13 protein-coding genes are annotated in these 16,637 nt (G+C 62.6%); 1 reads left to right on the top strand and 12 read right to left on the bottom strand.

Translation table 11 applies throughout. The annotated features are described in order from the left end of the window. Nucleotides 1-5: 5 nt before the first annotated feature. From AC6I97_RS17080 to tdh, 11 genes are all read right to left on the bottom strand, one after another. Nucleotides 6-923 (bottom strand): SIS domain-containing protein, encoded by a 918-nt coding sequence (locus AC6I97_RS17080; protein ID WP_224092089.1) that lies wholly within the window; start codon nt 921-923, stop codon nt 6-8. Nucleotides 924-1,125: 202 nt separating this feature from the next. Further along, nucleotides 1,126-2,607, bottom strand: a complete 1,482-nt coding sequence (locus tag AC6I97_RS17085; RefSeq protein ID WP_497945510.1) for a TrkH family potassium uptake protein — start codon at nt 2,605-2,607, stop codon at nt 1,126-1,128. Further along, nucleotides 2,597-4,582: an APC family permease gene (locus AC6I97_RS17090; protein WP_497945511.1), complete on the bottom strand. Its 1,986-nt coding sequence runs from the start codon at nt 4,580-4,582 to the stop codon at nt 2,597-2,599. Before AC6I97_RS17090 ends, AC6I97_RS17085 begins: the two co-directional genes overlap by 11 nt. Nucleotides 4,583-4,675: 93 nt before the next feature. Next, entirely contained in the window at nt 4,676-5,074 is a 399-nt protein-coding gene (locus AC6I97_RS17095; RefSeq protein ID WP_497945512.1) for a hypothetical protein, read from the bottom strand. An 18-nt stretch (nt 5,075-5,092) separates the two neighbouring features. Further along, nucleotides 5,093-7,069 carry an APC family permease gene (locus AC6I97_RS17100; RefSeq protein WP_224166918.1) on the bottom strand — a complete coding sequence of 659 codons (1,977 nt, stop codon included), beginning with the start codon at nt 7,067-7,069 and terminating at the stop codon, nt 5,093-5,095. A 154-nt stretch (nt 7,070-7,223) separates the two neighbouring features. After that, the gene (locus AC6I97_RS17105; protein ID WP_224092072.1) at nt 7,224-7,907 is read right to left on the bottom strand and encodes a response regulator; all 684 of its coding nucleotides are present in this window, start codon (nt 7,905-7,907) and stop codon (nt 7,224-7,226) included. Continuing rightward, nucleotides 7,904-9,418 (bottom strand): sensor histidine kinase, encoded by a 1,515-nt coding sequence (locus AC6I97_RS17110; RefSeq protein WP_497945513.1) that lies wholly within the window; start codon nt 9,416-9,418, stop codon nt 7,904-7,906. The genes AC6I97_RS17105 and AC6I97_RS17110 overlap by 4 nt, the downstream gene beginning before the upstream one ends. A gap of 100 nt (nt 9,419-9,518) precedes the next feature. Then, entirely contained in the window at nt 9,519-10,757 is a 1,239-nt protein-coding gene (gene hutI, locus AC6I97_RS17115; RefSeq protein ID WP_497945514.1) for an imidazolonepropionase, read from the bottom strand. An 11-nt stretch (nt 10,758-10,768) separates the two neighbouring features. After that, the gene (locus AC6I97_RS17120; RefSeq protein ID WP_497945515.1) at nt 10,769-11,866 is read right to left on the bottom strand and encodes an NAD(P)/FAD-dependent oxidoreductase; all 1,098 of its coding nucleotides are present in this window, start codon (nt 11,864-11,866) and stop codon (nt 10,769-10,771) included. A 254-nt stretch (nt 11,867-12,120) separates the two neighbouring features. After that, nucleotides 12,121-13,314, bottom strand: coding sequence for a glycine C-acetyltransferase (locus tag AC6I97_RS17125; RefSeq protein ID WP_309927737.1), 1,194 nt, complete (start codon nt 13,312-13,314; stop codon nt 12,121-12,123). Between the two features lie 47 nt (nt 13,315-13,361). After that, nucleotides 13,362-14,408: an L-threonine 3-dehydrogenase gene (gene tdh, locus AC6I97_RS17130; protein ID WP_224092059.1), complete on the bottom strand. Its 1,047-nt coding sequence runs from the start codon at nt 14,406-14,408 to the stop codon at nt 13,362-13,364. Between the two features lie 107 nt (nt 14,409-14,515). On the opposite strand from tdh, the gene AC6I97_RS17135 reads away from it, so the two are divergent. Then, nucleotides 14,516-15,445: a LysR family transcriptional regulator gene (locus AC6I97_RS17135; RefSeq protein ID WP_497945516.1), complete on the top strand. Its 930-nt coding sequence runs from the start codon at nt 14,516-14,518 to the stop codon at nt 15,443-15,445. On the opposite strand, the gene AC6I97_RS17140 is transcribed toward AC6I97_RS17135, so the two are convergent. After that, nucleotides 15,442-16,626, bottom strand: coding sequence for a Gfo/Idh/MocA family protein (locus tag AC6I97_RS17140; RefSeq protein ID WP_309927734.1), 1,185 nt, complete (start codon nt 16,624-16,626; stop codon nt 15,442-15,444). The two genes, AC6I97_RS17135 and AC6I97_RS17140, sit on opposite strands and share 4 nt — an antisense overlap. Between the last annotated feature and the right edge of the window lie 11 nt (nt 16,627-16,637).

The following is a 16,637-nucleotide window of genomic DNA, read 5'->3' on the forward strand; positions in this document are numbered from 1 at the left end:
GGGGCCTAGGCGGAGGGGTCGAGAATGACGGAGCGCGTCAGGTTACGGGGCAGGTCCGGGTTCAGGCCACGGACGCGCGCACGTTCCAGGGTCACTTTGTGGACGCGGGCCAGTTCGGCCAGCGGGTGCTTGTCCGTGTGGATGTAAAGGGCGCCGGTAGCGGCCATGTCCTTGTCAAGGCCTTCAGGCTGTGCGCCGAACAGCCAGGTCACGCGTCCTGGCGCAGCGATGGAGATGGGACCATGGCGGTATTCCATGGCCGGGTAGGACTCGGTCCAGCCCTGCACGGCTTCGCGCATCTTAAGTCCTGCCTCGTGGGCCAGGCCAACCGTCCATCCGGTACCGAGGAAGGTGAATTGCTCAGCATCCAGGAGTTCCTGCGGCACGGGACCTGTCACTGCGTCCCTTGCGTCTTCGATAGCTTGCTTCAGGTCAATGCCAAGGCTGGCGAGCAAGTACACCAGTGCCGAGGTTGCGAAGCGGGTTTGCACCACGGATCGCTCATCTGCGTACGGGAGTCCGATCACGGTATCGGCCAGGTGAACGATTGGAGACGCCGTATCGCCAATGATGGCGACAGTGGGGACGATGCCCTTCAGCCCCGTCAGGATCTCCAGCACCTCAGTGGTGGTGCCGGACCGCGTAATGGCCACAACGGCGTCGTACTGGCGATCCGCACTGTTGCTGTTCAGGAAAGCCTCCGACGCCGCAAAGGCATCCGTCACGCCTTTGCCCGCGGATTCACGGGCGGCTGCATAGCTCTGGGCCATGAACCAGGAGGTGCCACAGCCGATGACGGCGATCCGCTGACCGTCGGCGGGAAGCAACTTCTCAGCACCGGCCTGGTCGATGGCCCGCTGCCAGACATCGGGCTGTGATACCAGCTCTTCTTCCATGAAGGCGCCCAGTGTGTTCTCGCTCATCGTGTGTTTCGCTCCTGCTCATCCAGTGACGTTTTATGATCTATAGAAACACTAAACGATCAATTTCGATCTCACAAGGATCATCTACTGGAGTGGATCAGGCAATTGGGCGCGCCAGTAGTCAGAACGCTCGTGCGGTCCGGCGAGCGGAAACAGTGAAGGAAACAGTGAAGCGGAGCAGCGAGCGTCCAGCCTGTCCCTGTTAGCCGATGATCGGCCGTTCTTCGGGCAGGTTGAACAGGCGGGGGCGGGAGGACAGGGCCAGTGCGGAAGCGACCGTGACGGTCCCGATACGGCCCGTAAACATCAGAACCATGAGTACCCACTCAGCCGATGGAGGAAGGTTGTACGTGATTCCTGTGCTCATGCCAACCGTGGCGAACGCCGAGATGGATTCGAACAGGACCTTCTCCAGGCTGTAGTCGGTGAACATGAGCAGCAGCATGGTTCCGGTAATAACCGCACCAATGCCGAGCAGGGCTACCGAAAGGGCCTGCCGAACCGAGGCAGGGCTAATGGACCGGTGGGCGATGGTCACATCGTCCCGGCCGCGGACTTCATTCCAGATGGCGAACGCCAGGAGGAGGAAAGTGGTGATCTTGATTCCACCCGCAGTCCCAGCGCTACCCCCTCCGATGAACATCAGAATGTCGCTCACCATCAGCGTCTCCGGTGAGGCCACCCCGTAGTCGATGCTGTTGAATCCCGCGGTGCGCGGGAACACGCTTCCGGCGAAGGAACCGACGATCTTCCCCGGGAGGGACAGCGGCCCCAGCGTTTCGGCCCGGTTCCATTCGAACGCGGCGAACAAAACGAAGCCGGCAATGAGCAGGAAGACCGTACCGAAGACTGTAAGGCGCAAATGAACCGTCCAGTTACGGACCCGCAGTCCCCCGCCGTTGAGCAAATGGATGAGGACGGGGAAGCCGAGACCACCTGAAATGATGGCCAGGCAGATGGGGACCAGGATGTAAGGATCTTCGCGGAAACTGATCAGGTTGTCGCTGTAGAGCGCGAACCCGGCGTTGTTGAAGGCAGACACTGCGTGGAAGACCCCATGCCATAGCGCAACAGCTGGGTTGGAGTCGTAGGCGAACCAGAACCGGACAGCCAGGACTGCAGCCGTTACCGCCTCAAAAACGACCATGATCCGGGCAACCCGGAACAGCACCGAGCGGACATCCCCGAGATTGAGGGTGTGCGTTTCCGACTGCACAACAAGCTGGCCGCGCAAGCCGATGCTTTTGCGAACCAGCAGGGCCAGCAGGGTCGCGAGGGTCATAATGCCGAACCCGCCAACCTGGATCAATGCCAGAATCACGACATGCCCGAAAGGTGTCCAATAGGTTGCCGTGTCCACGGTAATCAGGCCCGTGACACACGTCGCGGACACGGCGGTGAACAGGGCCGTCATGAGCGTGGCTGGATCAGTGCCGTTGCGTGAGACAGGCAGCATCAGCAGGGCTGCGCCGAGGAGGATGACCGCCAGGAAAGCGAGGGGTACTGAGCGGACTGGGTGCGAAAGGGCGCGCCCAAAGACGTTCTCACGCCGTGTCTGTGGGTCCCGGCGCTTCCACCGCAGGCGTGTGTTGCCGTTCCCAGCCTGGGGTGGTCCAGGGGTCCGGTTCGGCTTGGGTTTAACCGACGGCTTGGGGTTAGCCGACGGCTTGGGGTTAGCCGACATGGATGCCTGGCCGAAGGTCGGGGTCGGGTTCGTTTTCGCGGATGATTTCCCGGACCACAGGAGCGGTGTCGCCGCGGCCCAGCAGCAGGTAGCGCATCAGGTGTGCCAGGGGGTTGCCTTCGGACCATTCGAAATAGGCGTGGGGACGAACGCCTGTGGCGTTGCGGAGAGCCAGGAGGATCGCAGCGATCGCGTTCGGCGCGGCGGGGCTTTGGGCCCGCAGGACGCGGTGACCGGCAACTTCGACGCCGGTAACGGTGAGGGTATCGCTGAAGCTGGACGGGTCACTAACATCGATTTCGAGGAAGATGACGTCGGCGGAGCCAGGTACCGGGTTCAATTCGCGCTGGTCGGTTTCCTTGGCCGCGTATTCGGCAGCGTCCCGTGCTTGAGGGCGATTGGCAATGAGGTTGAGCCGGCCGTCATAGTCGAGGGAATCTGCGATAAAACGACGCGCATTCTCGTCGAATTGGATTCGATCCACCCGCAACTCGGTCGTCCGGCTGACCCTGGAAACGAGGGACACCACGATGATGCCCAGGATGAAGAAGCCGGAGATGGTGAGTCCGTCAGGTTTCTCAATGACGTTCGCTATCAGGGCGTAAAGCAAAATGAGAGTCAGGACTATGAAGCCGCTGGCGGCCCGCCGTCGTTTTCGGCGAAGGGCGGAGATCGTCACGGCAGCCGATCCGGAAACCATCATGGCGAGGATCCCCGTGGCATAAGCTCCTGCCTGGGCGTTCACGTCTGCTTTGAAGCCGATGGTGATCAGGATGCTTACGGCTGTGTAGACGAGGACGACGGGGCGCACTGCCCGGGTCCAATCGGGAGCCATGCCATAGGACGGAAGATAGCGCGGGACGATGTTGACCAGTCCCGCCATGGCCGATGCCCCGGCAAACCAGAGGATGAGGATACTGCTGATGTCGTATACCGATCCGAATCCTTCACCGAGCCTTTGGTGTGCCAGGTAGGCCAAGGCACGGCCATTTGCTGCCCCGCCTTCCCGGAAAGCTTCTGCGGGTATCAGAACGGTCGTGACGAAGCTGCTGCCGATCAGATAGACGCTCATGATGACAGCAGCGGTCGTAAGGAGTTTGCGGGTGTTCCTGATACGGACGGCGAGCCGTTCCCCGGGTGTCGTACCGTTCGCCGAGACCAGTGGCATCATGCTGACGCCGGTCTCGAATCCTGAAAGGCCCAATACGAGGAGTGGGAAGGCGACAAGGGCAGGCAGGACCAGCCCACCCAAGCCTCCACCGGACGCGGCAGTCAGTGCTTCGGACCAGGAGGACAACAGAGCCGGAGAAGCTGCGATGTCCACGATCCCAACGCCGATGATGATGGCGTTCAGTCCCAAAAACACGGCTACGAGCGGGATCGCCACGGCCACGGCCTCGCTGAAGCCCATCAGGAACACCCCGCCCAGGATCAGGAGGAGAACCACCGTCACGGCGACTGCTTGGCCTTCAAGGAAAGGCGGAAGGAACGGGTTCTCCAGAAGGTGTACTGTTGCGTCGGCCGCGGACAGTGTGATGGTGATGATCCACGATGTCGCAACAAAGCCGAGAAGGACGAGTACGAAAATCTTGCCGCGCCAGAAAGGCAGCAGGTTCTCCAGCATGGCCACGGATCCCTGTCCGTGGGGACTTTCCTTTGCCACCCTTCGGTACATCGGCAGCATGCCCAGCAATGTCAGAGCAACGATTAACAGGGTCGCCAGCGGCGAAAGCGCACCCGCTGCCAGGGCTGCTATGCCGGGTAGGTAGGACAACGTTGAGAAGTAATCGACACCCGTCAGGCACATGACCTTCCACCAGCTTTGTTGGGTGGCATGGTCCTCAACGGATTCAGGACCGACGGGCTGATGGACACGGTGTTCCAACAACCATCGCACCAGCGGATTTCCTGATTGCCGTTTGCGTTCAGGGTTTGGGATGCTGTCCGGAATGTCCTTCCGGGCCGATGTTGTCACTGCCTCGTCTTCCTGTCTGCCGACGTGATCCCGGGGAGCGTAGCACCGGAGAAAACGTGGAAACAGGAAAATCGGGGATCCTTTACGGTTCCTTTACGCCCCGCCCCCTTCACGCCGGAATGGTGTTCCAGCACGCGGGATGCCCGCGGCAACATTTGCAGCCTCCTCATAGCTGGAGGGTAACTTTTGGCGGAAGGCGGCATCAGCGTCCACACGGAGCACGTCGGCGGCCAGCACCCGTACGTGAACAAGCTCCTCGTAGGATTCGCTGCAGCCGAGGACGTCTCCACGAACGTTGGGTCCGTGAGAAGCCGGGTCAGAGGATACCTGGAAAATGATCCACCAGGTATCGCCGGCATTGTCCCTGAAGAGGTAGCCCCCCGGAGGGCGATACGCTGCTCCGTCTACACCGCGTCCTCCGTAACCCTCCACTGAGTCCGGCGGTGCAGCGAACCTCACTCCGCCGTCGGTATCGCCTTGATGCGGGCCCATGCGGGAACACCTCCTTGGTCAGCCGACGTGGACCCACGGGCGTTGGGTGACATCGGGCACTGCCTCACGCAGCACTTCCCTTGTGACGGGAGCGATTTCGCCCTCGCCCAGGAACAGGAAGCGCAGGAGATTGGTGAAAGGATTTCCTTCGGTCCACCGGAAGTAGATATGTGGCATGAGCCCGGTGACGTCCCGGATATGGAGCAGGACGGACGCGATCGTGTTAGGTACCACGGGGCCGTGGACCTCCAGGATCCGGTACCCGTGCCGCGTCACGCCGTGTACTTGTAGTTCCGTTTCGAAGTCAGATGAATCGTCGACGATCACTTCGAGGAAGATGGCTTGCTGTTCCAGCGGCAGATGGCTGACCTCGATCGCTGAAGTGAGCTTGTCCCGGTACGCTTCGGCGGTGAGCCGCAGCGGTTCGTGGGCGATGATTGCGATGGGGCCTTCGAGGGTGTCGGACATGAATTCCAGGGCCTGGCGATCCAGATGGACGCGTGTGGCGTGGAGTTCGAAGGAGCGGCGGATGCGCGAGAGCAGGGAAATCACGATGATGCCCAGAATGAAGACTCCGGCGATCCTGATGCCCTCGGGCCGTTCGAAGATATTGGCGATCGTGGTGTATGTGAACACCAGGGAGATGATGCCAAAGCCCATGGTGCGTTTTCGCTGCCTGCGCCGGCGTGCAGAGAGCGTGACGGCAACGGCTGCCGAGGTCATGAGCACAAGAACGCCGGTGGCGTAGGCGCCGCCCTGGGCATCGACGTCGGCTTCAAAGAGGAAGGTGATGAGGAAACCGATGAGGGTGAAGACGAGCACCAGGGGGCGGACGGCTTTGGCCCAGCCTGGGGCCATGCCGTATCGGGGCAGGTATCGCGGGACGAGGTTCAGCAGTCCGGCCATGGCGGAGGCTCCGGCGAACCACAGGATTGCGATGGTGCTGATGTCATAGATGCTGCCGAATCCCACGCCGAGGTACTCGTGGGCGAGGAAGGCCAGGGCGCGGCCGTTGGCTTGTCCGCCGGGTTGGAATTCCTGTTCCGGGATCAGTACGACGGTGATGAAACTGGTGGTGACCAGGAATCCGCTCATGATGACAGCTGCGGTGGTGAGCATTTTGCGGGTTCCGCGGATGCGGCCTTCGGGGTTTTCCTCTGTGTCGGTGTCGTCTCCGCGGACCTGGGGCATGACGGCGACGCCTGTTTCGAAGCCTGACAGGCCGAGGGCAAGTTTGGGAAAGACGAGCAGGGCGATTCCCACCACCATGACCGGGTCCCCGTGCGAGGTCCAGAGCGCGTTCCACCAGCCGCCCATGGCCACCGGGTGCGTGAATACCTGGGCGAGGGTTACGGCCACGACCACGGCATTCAGGCCCAGGTAAAGGACGACGAGGACGACGGCCACTCCGATGGCTTCCTTGAAACCTCGGAGGAAGACCGCAGCCAGCAGAGCCAGAAGGAAGAGCGTGACGAGGATGTTCTGGCCCTGCAACCAACCTGGGGCGACAGGGTTCTGGATCAGGTGTGCACTTGCGTCCGCGGCGGAGAGGGTCATGGTGATCATGAAGTCGGTGGCGGCGAATCCGAGCAGGATGAGGACGAAGAGCTTGCCGCCCCAGCGTGGCAGGAGGCGTTCAAGCATGGCAATGGAGCCTTCGCCGCGATGACTTTCCCGGGCCACGCGGCGGTAGACGGGCAGGGCGCCGAACAGGGTGACGACGATGAGCACCATGGTCGCCAATGGTGAGATCACACCGGCGGCCAGGGCCGCGATTGCCGGCTGGTAACCCAAGGTGGAGAAGTAATCGACGCCGGTCAGGCACATGACCTGCCACCACGGATGCTTCTTCTCATTGGCCGCAGTTAGTCCGCCGGGACCCTGGTGCGTGCCTTTGCTGTCCTGGAGCCCGAACAACAACCAGTTTTTCAGCGCGGCTTTGCCGCCCGGCTTGGGCGCCGACGGGTCAGCCGGGGGCCTGCTCAACGTGGTCATGGTTTCCCTTCCGCGCGGTCAATGCACCGCGGTCACAGCCGAAGCTAACACCGACAGAAGGCATTGAAACGGGATAGGCATTTCTATTTACGAATCATTTACGCCCCTCCGGAACGCCCCGGCTGTCCCTTAAAGACATGCCCGTCGCTGCCGGTTACGGCTCGAAGCGGTAACCCATTCCAGCCTCGGTGAGCAGATGCCTGGGACGGGCAGGGTCGGCTTCAAGTTTGCGTCGCAGCTGTCCCATATAGACGCGGAGGTAATGCGTTTCTCCGTCGTAACCCGGGCCCCAGATCCTGGCAAGCATCTGCTGCTGGGTGATGAGCCGTCCCGGGTTGCAGACCAGCAGTTGCAGGATGGCCCATTCCCGCGGGGTCAGCCGTACTGGTGAGCCATCGCGTGTCACTTTCTTCTTTTCGAGGTCCACTGCGAAGTCCCCGACGTCGACAATCACAACTTGTTCGCCGCCGTCGGACGTGCCCAGACGGCGTTCGGCCACGCGTAACCGTGCCAGTAGCTCATCCAGGCCAAACGGTTTCGTGACGTAGTCATCCGCGCCGGCATCCAAAGCGCGGACTTTGTCCACGGACCCTTGCCGGGCAGACAGGACAATGATCGGGGTACTGCTGGAACGGCGGATCGCAGTGATGACGTCAACGCCATTAATGTCCGGAAGTCCAAGATCCAGAACGATGAGGTCCGGGTGGTTGGCCGTGGCCTGCTGCAGAGCAGCGGTGCCGTCCAGTGCCGTGAGCACTTGATATCCCTCAGCACGCAGATTTACCTGCAAAGCGCGCAGCAGTTGGGGTTCGTCGTCTACGACGAGTACAGTCCTCATGGCTCCCTTCGTTCCGGGGTGCCGGGTGCGTGATGTGGGTTTCCGTCCCCGGTGGAAAGAGGAAGGCGGATGACAACGGTCAGTCCCCCTCCTGGTGTCGGTTCCGCCCTTAGTTGGCCGCCCATCGCTTCGGTAAATCCTTTCGCAACGGCCAGTCCGAGTCCTATTCCCAGGCCCGCCGGCGCGTCGTCCAGCCGCTGGAACGGCTCAAACATCGCGATCACATCCGCGGCGGCCACCCCCTGGCCGTGGTCCACAATCCTCAGTTCTCCACAGGGGCGTCCTTCAATCGTGGCAACCCCTGGCCTATTGGCTGGTCCATTGGCAGGTCCCACGATGGCGATATCCGAGCCCGCCGCGTATTTCAGGGCATTCTCGACGATATTGGCAATGACGCGTTCCAGCATGCCGAGGTCGGCATCAATGGCTGGCGTGTCAGGAGCCAGATCGATCCGGATCGCTCCTGCCGGCAGACCCCGCAGCGCATCTTCGATGGCATCACGCCAGGTCACCGAAGATGTGAGCGGGGCGGTGGATCCGCTGGAGATCCGCGACATGTCCAACAGATTGCCCACCAAGGAGTCAAGACGGTCCGCGTAGGAGTCAATGGTATGGAGCATCTCGTCCTGTACGTCTTCGGCAAGCCGTCCCTTCTGGCGCTGCAAGGCGGTCACGGCCAGCTTGATTCCGGCCAATGGTGTCCGCAAGTCGTGGCTGACGGCATTCAGAATGGACGTCCGTATGCTGTTGCCCTCAGCCATTTTCGTGGTCGCCTTCAGCCGGAGCTGGAGTGCATGACGTTGCCGGAGTAAAAGCAGGTGGGTCGCGTGTGCCGCCAGCAGCCGCCGCTCTCCGGCGGTGAGGGTCCTGCCGGAAACCACAAGGGCCGTCCCGGTATCTGCCATCTCGTACGCACCGCCGCCTGATTCAGCCGAGCCCGGAGGCTTTGGCTGCGGTTCACCCGACTGGGCCTGGAGTTCCCAGCCCTCGCCTGTTCCGGGGGTCCTGGTAAACAAGCCCACCGAGCGGACCTGGAAGGTCTCCCGGACCTTATCCAGAAATGCCGCAATGGTGTCGTTCTCGATCAGGGCGTCCCTCGCCAACTCCAACAGTGTCCCCGCTTCGGCACGGGCATGAATAGCCTCCTGGGCCCGCTTGGCCGAGAGGCCTACGACCAAGGACACAGCAATCCCCGCCCCCAAAAACACGAACAAGGCAAACAGAATCTGCGGGTCATTGATTCTGAAAGTTCCGACCGGTTCGGTCTCGAAATAATTCAGCAACAACGAGTCCAGAATCGCGGCCAGCACGGCAGGCCAGAGACCACCGATAAACGCCACCGCCATCACTCCGGTCAAATGCACCAGTACATGGGTGGCAAAGTTCAGATCCGGGGCAAAGGACATCACCGCCGTGGCCAGAACGGGGATGAGTACCGCCAAAATAAACCCCGCCGTGGTCCTGGCCCGGCCCAGCCCTCCTGAGCGTATCCGAAGAATTCCCCTTGCCATGTCCACAGTCTGTCAGCTGTGCCAGCGTTCTGGCTGAATGCTGGATCAGAAAGGGCGACGTCCCCACCGGAACGCCGCCCTACCTTGCTTTCAACCTGCCTCAGACGGCGCGAACGCCCGCCCGCCACACAGAATGCGTCAGGGGAATCCCTGGCCGGTACGCCAAGTGCGTTGCCGACGGCGCCTTCAGCATGTGAAGGTCCGCGCGATGACCGACGGCGAGCGAACCCACCGCCCGTTCGCCGTCGACGTCGTTCCCTGACTCCCGAGCCAACGCCAGCGCGCCGCCGTACGTCGCCGCCCGGACGGCTTCATGGACGCTGAGGTGCATCTGCAGGACCGCCGTGGTCACACAGAAGGCAATGGAACTCGTGTACGAAGTGCCGGGGTTGCAGTTGGCGGCCAGGGCGATCTGGACGCCCGCATCGATCAGCTCCCGGCCAGGCGCGAGCGGCTGTCGGGTGGACAAGTCACAGGCAGGCAGGCACGTTGCGACGGTCCCACGGACGCCACTGCCCGTAACCGGGTCCCAGCCCGCCCAGGTTCCCGCGAGCGCGTCAATGTCCTTGTCCGAAAGATAGTTCACGTGGTCCACGCTGGCGGCCGCGAACTCCACGGCCAACGCCACACCTGGCCCCTCACCCAGCTGGTTGCCATGCACGCGCAGTCCCAACCCGGCATCCCGGGCAGCCGTCAGGACCCGGCGCGACTGCTCCTCCGTGAAGGCACCGCGCTCGCAGAACACGTCCGCCCAGCGCACGTGCGGCCGGACGGCGTCGAGCATTTCACCGCAGACCAGGTCCGTATACTCCTCCGGATCGGAGCCGGCCGGCACCAGGTGCGCGCCGAGATAGGTGACCTCGTCCACCAGGGCCGCGGCGATGCGTGCACTCCGGGCTTCGTTCTCCACGTCCAAGCCGTAGCCGGTCTTGCTCTCAAGGTAAGTAGTTCCCTGCGAGACGGCTTCCTCCACCCGCTCCTGCACCAGGCGGGCGAGGTCGTCGTCGCTGACGCTGCGCGTGGCACCCGTGGTGACGGCAATCCCGCCGGCGCTATAGCTCTGCCCGGCCATCCGGGCCTCAAACTCGGCTGTGCGGTCACCGGCGAAAACGAGGTGGGAGTGCGAGTCGACCCAGCCGGGCAGGACGGCGCGGCCTTCGGCGTCGATCTTTGTATCGGCCACGGGAGCATCGTTGCTGGACCCGATCCAGGCAATGCGCTCGCCTTCGAACACGATCGCGGCGTCCTTGAGGACACGATGCTCCAGGTCCTGGGTCATCAGCTCGCCGATGTTGGTGATGAGAGTGCTGTTTTGTCCTGGACTGCTGATTCCGCTCATGTCCCTATTGTTCAGCGCCGGATGGACCAGCGGACGGCCGCAAGCTGCTCAGCTGTCCGGGATTCCGGACTGTCGGCCTCTACGTTTCCCAGGATGAGGTCTGCGGCAAGTTCAGCGATGGCCGAGGACGTCTGGAATCCATAGCCGCCCTGTCCTGCCAGCCAGAAGAAGCCCTTCGCTTCGGCGTCGAAACCAACCACGGGGATTCCGTCCGCGGCTTCCGTGCGCAACCCCGTCCACGCCCGGTCCACTGAACGGATGCCCAAGGATGTCAGTGAGTTGAGCCTGCTGATGAGTTTGTCCACATCGCCGGCATAGGGTTTGGCGTCTTCGGCACCGCTGGGCACGGTTTCCGACGGAGAGATGAGCACCTGGTCACCCTCGGCGCGGAAGTAGAACGAGTGATCGGCCGCAGCCACCATTGGCGTTTGCCGGGTCAGCGAATGCTCGACGTTCACAATCGCCGCAGTCCGCCGATACGGCTGCAATCCCAGCTTCTCCACACCGCTGATAACGGCCAACTCATCCGCCCACGCACCCGCGGCGTTAACCACGACGGCGGACTGGAAACCTTCCGTTCCGGCACCCACCTGCCAGCCGCTTCCGAGCCGCTGGGCCGAGTGAACGCGCGCACCGGTGATGATGTCGGCCCCGGCGGCCTCGGCCCTCGTCCGGTGATCTTCCAACAAGGCGGGTGCATCGCAACCAAACGAGCCATTGTCCAATCCTGCCGCCGTGAACGAGTCCGGCTTCAGGACCGGGCAGAGCTGCATGGCTTCTGCATGGGTGATTGTGTGCATGTTGCCGCTGGCCTCTGCCTGGACAGTTTCCTCATCGCCCACCAGCATGAAGCCGCGCGGGGTAAGGACGGGCTCAGGAAGTTCGGCGTCGCGCGCCCTCATCATCTCCAAGGTCCGGACAGTCAACTCCTGCACCACGGGCGGACCGTAGCTTGGGATCAACTGGCGGGCCGACCTCGAAGAAGTATGGAAGGCCAACGACTGCTCCGCCTCCACCAGTGCAACCGTGCACTTCCCTGCGAGCGCGGACGCCAGGGAAAGCCCCGCAATGCCGCCGCCAACGATTACCACGTCATAATTCGAAGCCATGGCTCCATCCTGTCAGAAGGCATGACGGGTGCCCAGATCGATGCGCTCTCACATCCAACCCCCAAACGGCCCGATCTTCTCTCACATCCAACCCCCAAACGGCCCGATCTTCTCTCACATCCACCCCCAAACGGCCCGATCTTCTCTCCCTTGCCTCAAGAAAGTGAGTGAACATCCGCCGGGAGCCCGCAGGATGTGAGAGCGGATCCGGTCAAAAGGGGCAGGATGTGAGAGAACATCGGGGGCAGGGCAGCTTACGCAACCGCTGCGCGACTCTTCACGAACGCCTGAACGCAAGCTTCGACGTCGTCCGCGCTGTGTGCGGCGGAAAGCTGGACGCGGATGCGGGCCGCTCCCTTCGGCACCACCGGGTAGCTGAAGGCGGTGACGAACACACCGTGACCGAGCATCTCGTCGGCCACCTTTGCGGCCACGACGGCGTCACCGAACATCACGGGAATGATGGCGTGTTCGCCGTCGAGCAGCTCGAAGCCTTCCTCGCTCATGCGGCGACGGAAGAGGGCAGCGTTCTCGAACAGGCGGGTGCGGAGTTCACCGGATTCCTGCACGAGCTCGATCGCCTTGATGGTGGCGGCCACGATGGCGGGCGCCAGGGAGTTGGAGAACAGGTAGGGGCGGGCCTTCTGGCGCAGCATCGCTACGATCTCGCCACGGCCGGAAACGTAACCGCCGGAGGCGCCACCGAGGGCCTTGCCGAAGGTACCCGTGAAGATGTCGACGCGGTGGGAAACACCCGCATGCTCAGGAGTGCCGGCACCCGTAGGGCCCATAAAGCCGACGGCGTGGGAATCGTCCACCATCACAAGGGCATCGTGCTTTTCGGCGAGGTCACAGATGGCTTCAAGCGGCGCGAGGTAGCCGTCCATGGAGAACACACCATCGGTAACGATGATCTTTCGACGGGACCCCTCGGCCTCAACGAGCTTGGCCTCAAGGTCAGCCATGTCCTGGTTGGCATAGCGGAAGCGCTTGGCCTTGCTTAGGCGAATGCCGTCGATGATGGATGCGTGGTTGAGGGAGTCCGAGATGATCGCGTCTTCAGGGCCGAAGAGTGACTCGAACACGCCGCCGTTGGCATCGAAGCAGCTGGAGAACAGAATCGTGTCCTCGGTGCCCAAAAACGCCGAGACACGCGCCTCGAGTTCCAGGTGAAGATCCTGGGTGCCGCAAATGAAGCGCACAGAGGCCATGCCAAAGCCGCGCTCGTCCATCGCGGACTTGGCTGCAGCGATGATGTCAGGGTGGTCGGCAAGGCCAAGGTAGTTGTTGGCGCAGAAGTTCAGCACGGTGTTGGCTGGCTGGCCGAGTTGGCCTGCGGCGATGTGGCTGGCCTGCGGGGAATCGATGTGGCGTTCGGTCTTGAAGAGGCCCGCGCTGCGGATCTCGTCGAGTTCGCCTTGGAGTTGGTTTTTGATGGCTGAGTACATGGGGTGCTCCTGAGTACGTCGGGAAGGGTTCGGTGGCGGCAGCGGGGTTACAGTTCGGTCCAGTCGAGGACCACTTTGCCGCCGGTGCCGGCGCGGGCGATCTCGAAGCCCTTTTCCCAGTCGGCTGCGGACAGCTTGTCGGTGACGACTGCGGAGATGTTCCGGTGCAACACGGGGTTGGAAGAAAGCATGGCGCTCATCGCGTACCAGGTCTCGAACATCTCGCGGCCATAAATGCCCTTGAGCGTGAGCATGTGGGTGACCACCTTGCCCCAGTCGATGTCGATGGACTGGCTGGGAAGTCCCAGCATGGCGATCCGCCCGCCGTGGTTCATGTTGTCGATCATCTCAGGCAGGGCGGTGGGGTGTCCGGACATTTCCAGGCCGATATCGAATCCTTCGCGCATACCCAGCTCCCGCTGTGCATCGCGGACGCGCATCCTGGAAACGTCGACGGCGAGGTCAACACCCATTTGACGGGCCAGTTCCAAGCGCGGAGCGGATACGTCAGTGATGGCGATCTTGCGGGCGCCTGCGTGGCGGGCGACGGCGATGGCCATCAGCCCGATGGGTCCCGCACCGGTAATGAGGACGTCTTCGCCCACCAAGGGGAAGCTAAGCGCGGTGTGGACGGCATTGCCGAAGGGGTCAAAGATGGCGCCGAGTTCCGGCGTGACGGATTCGTCGTGGTGGACCCAGACGTTGGTCTCCGGAATAACCACATATTCGGCGAAAGCACCATCGCGCTGCACTCCAACGGAGACGGTGTGGATGCACATCTGGCGGCGCCCTGCACGGCAGTTGCGGCAGATTCCGCAGACGACGTGGCCTTCGCCGGAAACGCGGTCCCCTACTTTGACGTCACGGACGTCCTCGCCGACTTCCACCACTTCACCGTAGAACTCGTGGCCCGCGATGAGCGGCGTTTCGATGATGCTTTGAGCCCAGGCATCCCAGCTCTGGATGTGGAGGTCGGTACCGCAGATGCCCGTGGTCATGACACGGATCTTGACGTCGCTGGGTCCCGTTTCGGGCTCGGGGCGGTCAACGAGTTCGAACCCTGCGTGTGGTCCGGATTTGTAGAGAGCCTTCATGGGATTCCTCACTGCTGGGGCTGCTTCGCTGCTGCTGACTCCATTAGAGCGCCGCCAACGATTTAGCACAACTAGATTCTTCTCAATCAACGATTTAGGATTTACTAATGGAAATACATCAGTTGCAGATGCTCCGTGAACTCGGTGACCTCGGGAGTGTAAAAGCTGTGGCTGAGACTCTTATGGTCACCCCATCGGCCGTTTCGCAACAGCTCGCACTCCTGCAGAAATCGGTGGACGTTCCGCTGACTCGCAAGGAGGGACGCGCCCTGGTGCTGACCGACGCCGGAAAGGTCCTCGCCGAGGCCGGGGCCGCCGTCGTGAACGCCATGGCGGATGCGCGGGCGGCGATCGGCGCCTATCACGACGCTCCCGACGCGCCTGTGAGCGTCAGCGCCTTCCACAGCGCGGGGCAAGCGCTGTTTGCGCCGTTGGCAGCGCTGTTGGCGTCCGACGGCGGAAGGTCGCCAAGGCTTCGACTCTCGGATGAGGATGTGGCGCAGGAAGATTTCCCGGGGCTGGTTGCACGCTACGACCTCGTCCTGGCACACAGGATGGACAACAGCCCGCCCTGGCCCGAAGACAAAGTGGCCGTGATCCCGCTGGCGGACGAGCCCCTGGACGTCGCCCTGCCCGCGGACCACCCGCTGGCAGCCCGGCGCGAACTGAAGCCGTCCGACGTCGTGGGTGAAACCTGGGTGACCAGCCGCGACGGCTACTCCCCCGCGGACGTGCTCGCCGCCGTCGTTGCCGTGAGTGGACGGCCCGCCGAAGTGCTGCACCGCATCAACGACTACTCAACTGTCGCCGCGCTTGTTGCGGCGGGCGGCGCGATCGGACTCCTGCCAAGGTTCACGGCACGGCGCGTCCTGGATGCCGGCGTTGTGCTGCGGCCCCTTTCCGGCGTGAACTCGGTGCGGAAAATCGACATCCTCGCACGCCCGGAAACGCTGAAACGGAAATCGGTCATGACGGTTTGCGAGTCACTTCAAACCGTCATGACCGAACTTATCGAGCTATCCAGCCCCGCTGGCTAGTCGCGGACCAAGGCGGGTTGGCCGGCGTCGAAGTATGCCACGAGCCCGGCAGGCAGGGCAGGGACTTCCCGCGCGCAGCCGTCGCCGCGCAGCGATTCGGTGGCGAGGATGCCAGCCGCCACTGCTTGCCGTGCAGCCACCGGGCTGGTTTGCGTGGGGCCGCCCTGGGAGGCGAAGCGCAGGAATTCCTCAATCAGGCGCGGGTCTGCGCCCCCATGGCCTCCGTCACCGTCCTGGATCGTGTGCACCTCGTCCGGTGGAGCGTAGCCGGAAGTCCGGCTGGTCCAGACGTTGATGGTCTGCCCTGGACCGTCGCCAAAGTTCTCGATTCTGCCTTTGGTGCCGATGATCGTGTAGTTGCGCCAGTAATCGGGTGTGAAGTGGCACTGCTGGTAGGAGGCCAGCACACCGTTGTCCAGGACCATGTTCATCATGGAAATGTCCTCGACGTCGATCACCTCCGCCAGATCCTTCTGCTCCGTGGGGGGCCAGTTTTCCACGGAGAACCATTCGCCCATGCGCTTGCCGGAATTGTTACTGCGCTTGCTGACGTTGCCATAGACCGCAAGATCGCCGACGGCGGCAACCCGCTTGGTGTACCCGCCGGCAAGCCAGTGGATCACGTCGATATCGTGCGCGCCCTTTTGGAGGAGCAACGAGGTGACATTGGCGCGCTGGGCATGCCAGTCCTTGAAGTAGTAGTCCCCACCATCGCCAACAAAGTGCCGGCACCAGACGGCCTTGACCTCACCGATCCTGCCCTCCTGGATGATGTGGCGCATCTGTACTACAACCGGCATGTGCCGCATGTTGTGCCCAACGTAGAGGCGCGTTCCGGTCTCGTACGCCGTCTTCAGGATCAGGTCCGCTGCCTCCAAAGTGATATCCAGCGGCTTTTCGCAGAAGGTCGCAATGCCGGCCTTAAGCGTACGGACCGCGACGGCGGCATGCTGGTTATCGGGCGTTAACACCAGGACGGCGTCCAGGTCGCTGGCGAGCACTTCTTCGAGGTCGCTGGTTATGCGTGCCGAGGGAATGGCCGCCGCGGCATCCGCCCGTCCCCTCTCGCTCACGTCGCAGACGATGGTGACTTCAGAGCCCTTGCCCGGCTTGTGGGCGTGTCTCCACAACCCGGAGCGCAGACCGAAACCCACGATGCCGACCTTCAAATCCTTTTCCATGAGGTGCAATT

The sequence above is a fragment of the Arthrobacter sp. TmtSoilC48 genome, assembly GCF_059739425.1.

Bases quoted from the DNA above. Each gene is read 5' to 3' on its own strand.
- AC6I97_RS17080 (WP_224092089.1), bottom strand. From the start codon at position 923: ATGAGCGAGAACACACTGGGCGCCTTCATGGAAGAAGAGCTGGTATCA.
- AC6I97_RS17085 (WP_497945510.1), bottom strand. From the start codon at position 2,607: ATGTCGGCTAACCCCAAGCCGTCGGCTAACCCCAAGCCGTCGGTTAAA.
- AC6I97_RS17095 (WP_497945512.1), bottom strand. From the start codon at position 5,074: ATGGGCCCGCATCAAGGCGATACCGACGGCGGAGTGAGGTTCGCTGCA.
- AC6I97_RS17100 (WP_224166918.1), bottom strand. From the start codon at position 7,069: ATGACCACGTTGAGCAGGCCCCCGGCTGACCCGTCGGCGCCCAAGCCG.
- AC6I97_RS17105 (WP_224092072.1), bottom strand. From the start codon at position 7,907: ATGAGGACTGTACTCGTCGTAGACGACGAACCCCAACTGCTGCGCGCT.
- AC6I97_RS17110 (WP_497945513.1), bottom strand. From the start codon at position 9,418: ATGGCAAGGGGAATTCTTCGGATACGCTCAGGAGGGCTGGGCCGGGCC.
- hutI (WP_497945514.1), bottom strand. From the start codon at position 10,757: ATGAGCGGAATCAGCAGTCCAGGACAAAACAGCACTCTCATCACCAAC.
- AC6I97_RS17120 (WP_497945515.1), bottom strand. From the start codon at position 11,866: ATGGCTTCGAATTATGACGTGGTAATCGTTGGCGGCGGCATTGCGGGG.
- AC6I97_RS17125 (WP_309927737.1), bottom strand. From the start codon at position 13,314: ATGTACTCAGCCATCAAAAACCAACTCCAAGGCGAACTCGACGAGATC.
- tdh (WP_224092059.1), bottom strand. From the start codon at position 14,408: ATGAAGGCTCTCTACAAATCCGGACCACACGCAGGGTTCGAACTCGTT.
- AC6I97_RS17135 (WP_497945516.1), top strand. From the start codon at position 14,516: ATGGAAATACATCAGTTGCAGATGCTCCGTGAACTCGGTGACCTCGGG.
- AC6I97_RS17140 (WP_309927734.1), bottom strand. From the start codon at position 16,626: ATGGAAAAGGATTTGAAGGTCGGCATCGTGGGTTTCGGTCTGCGCTCC.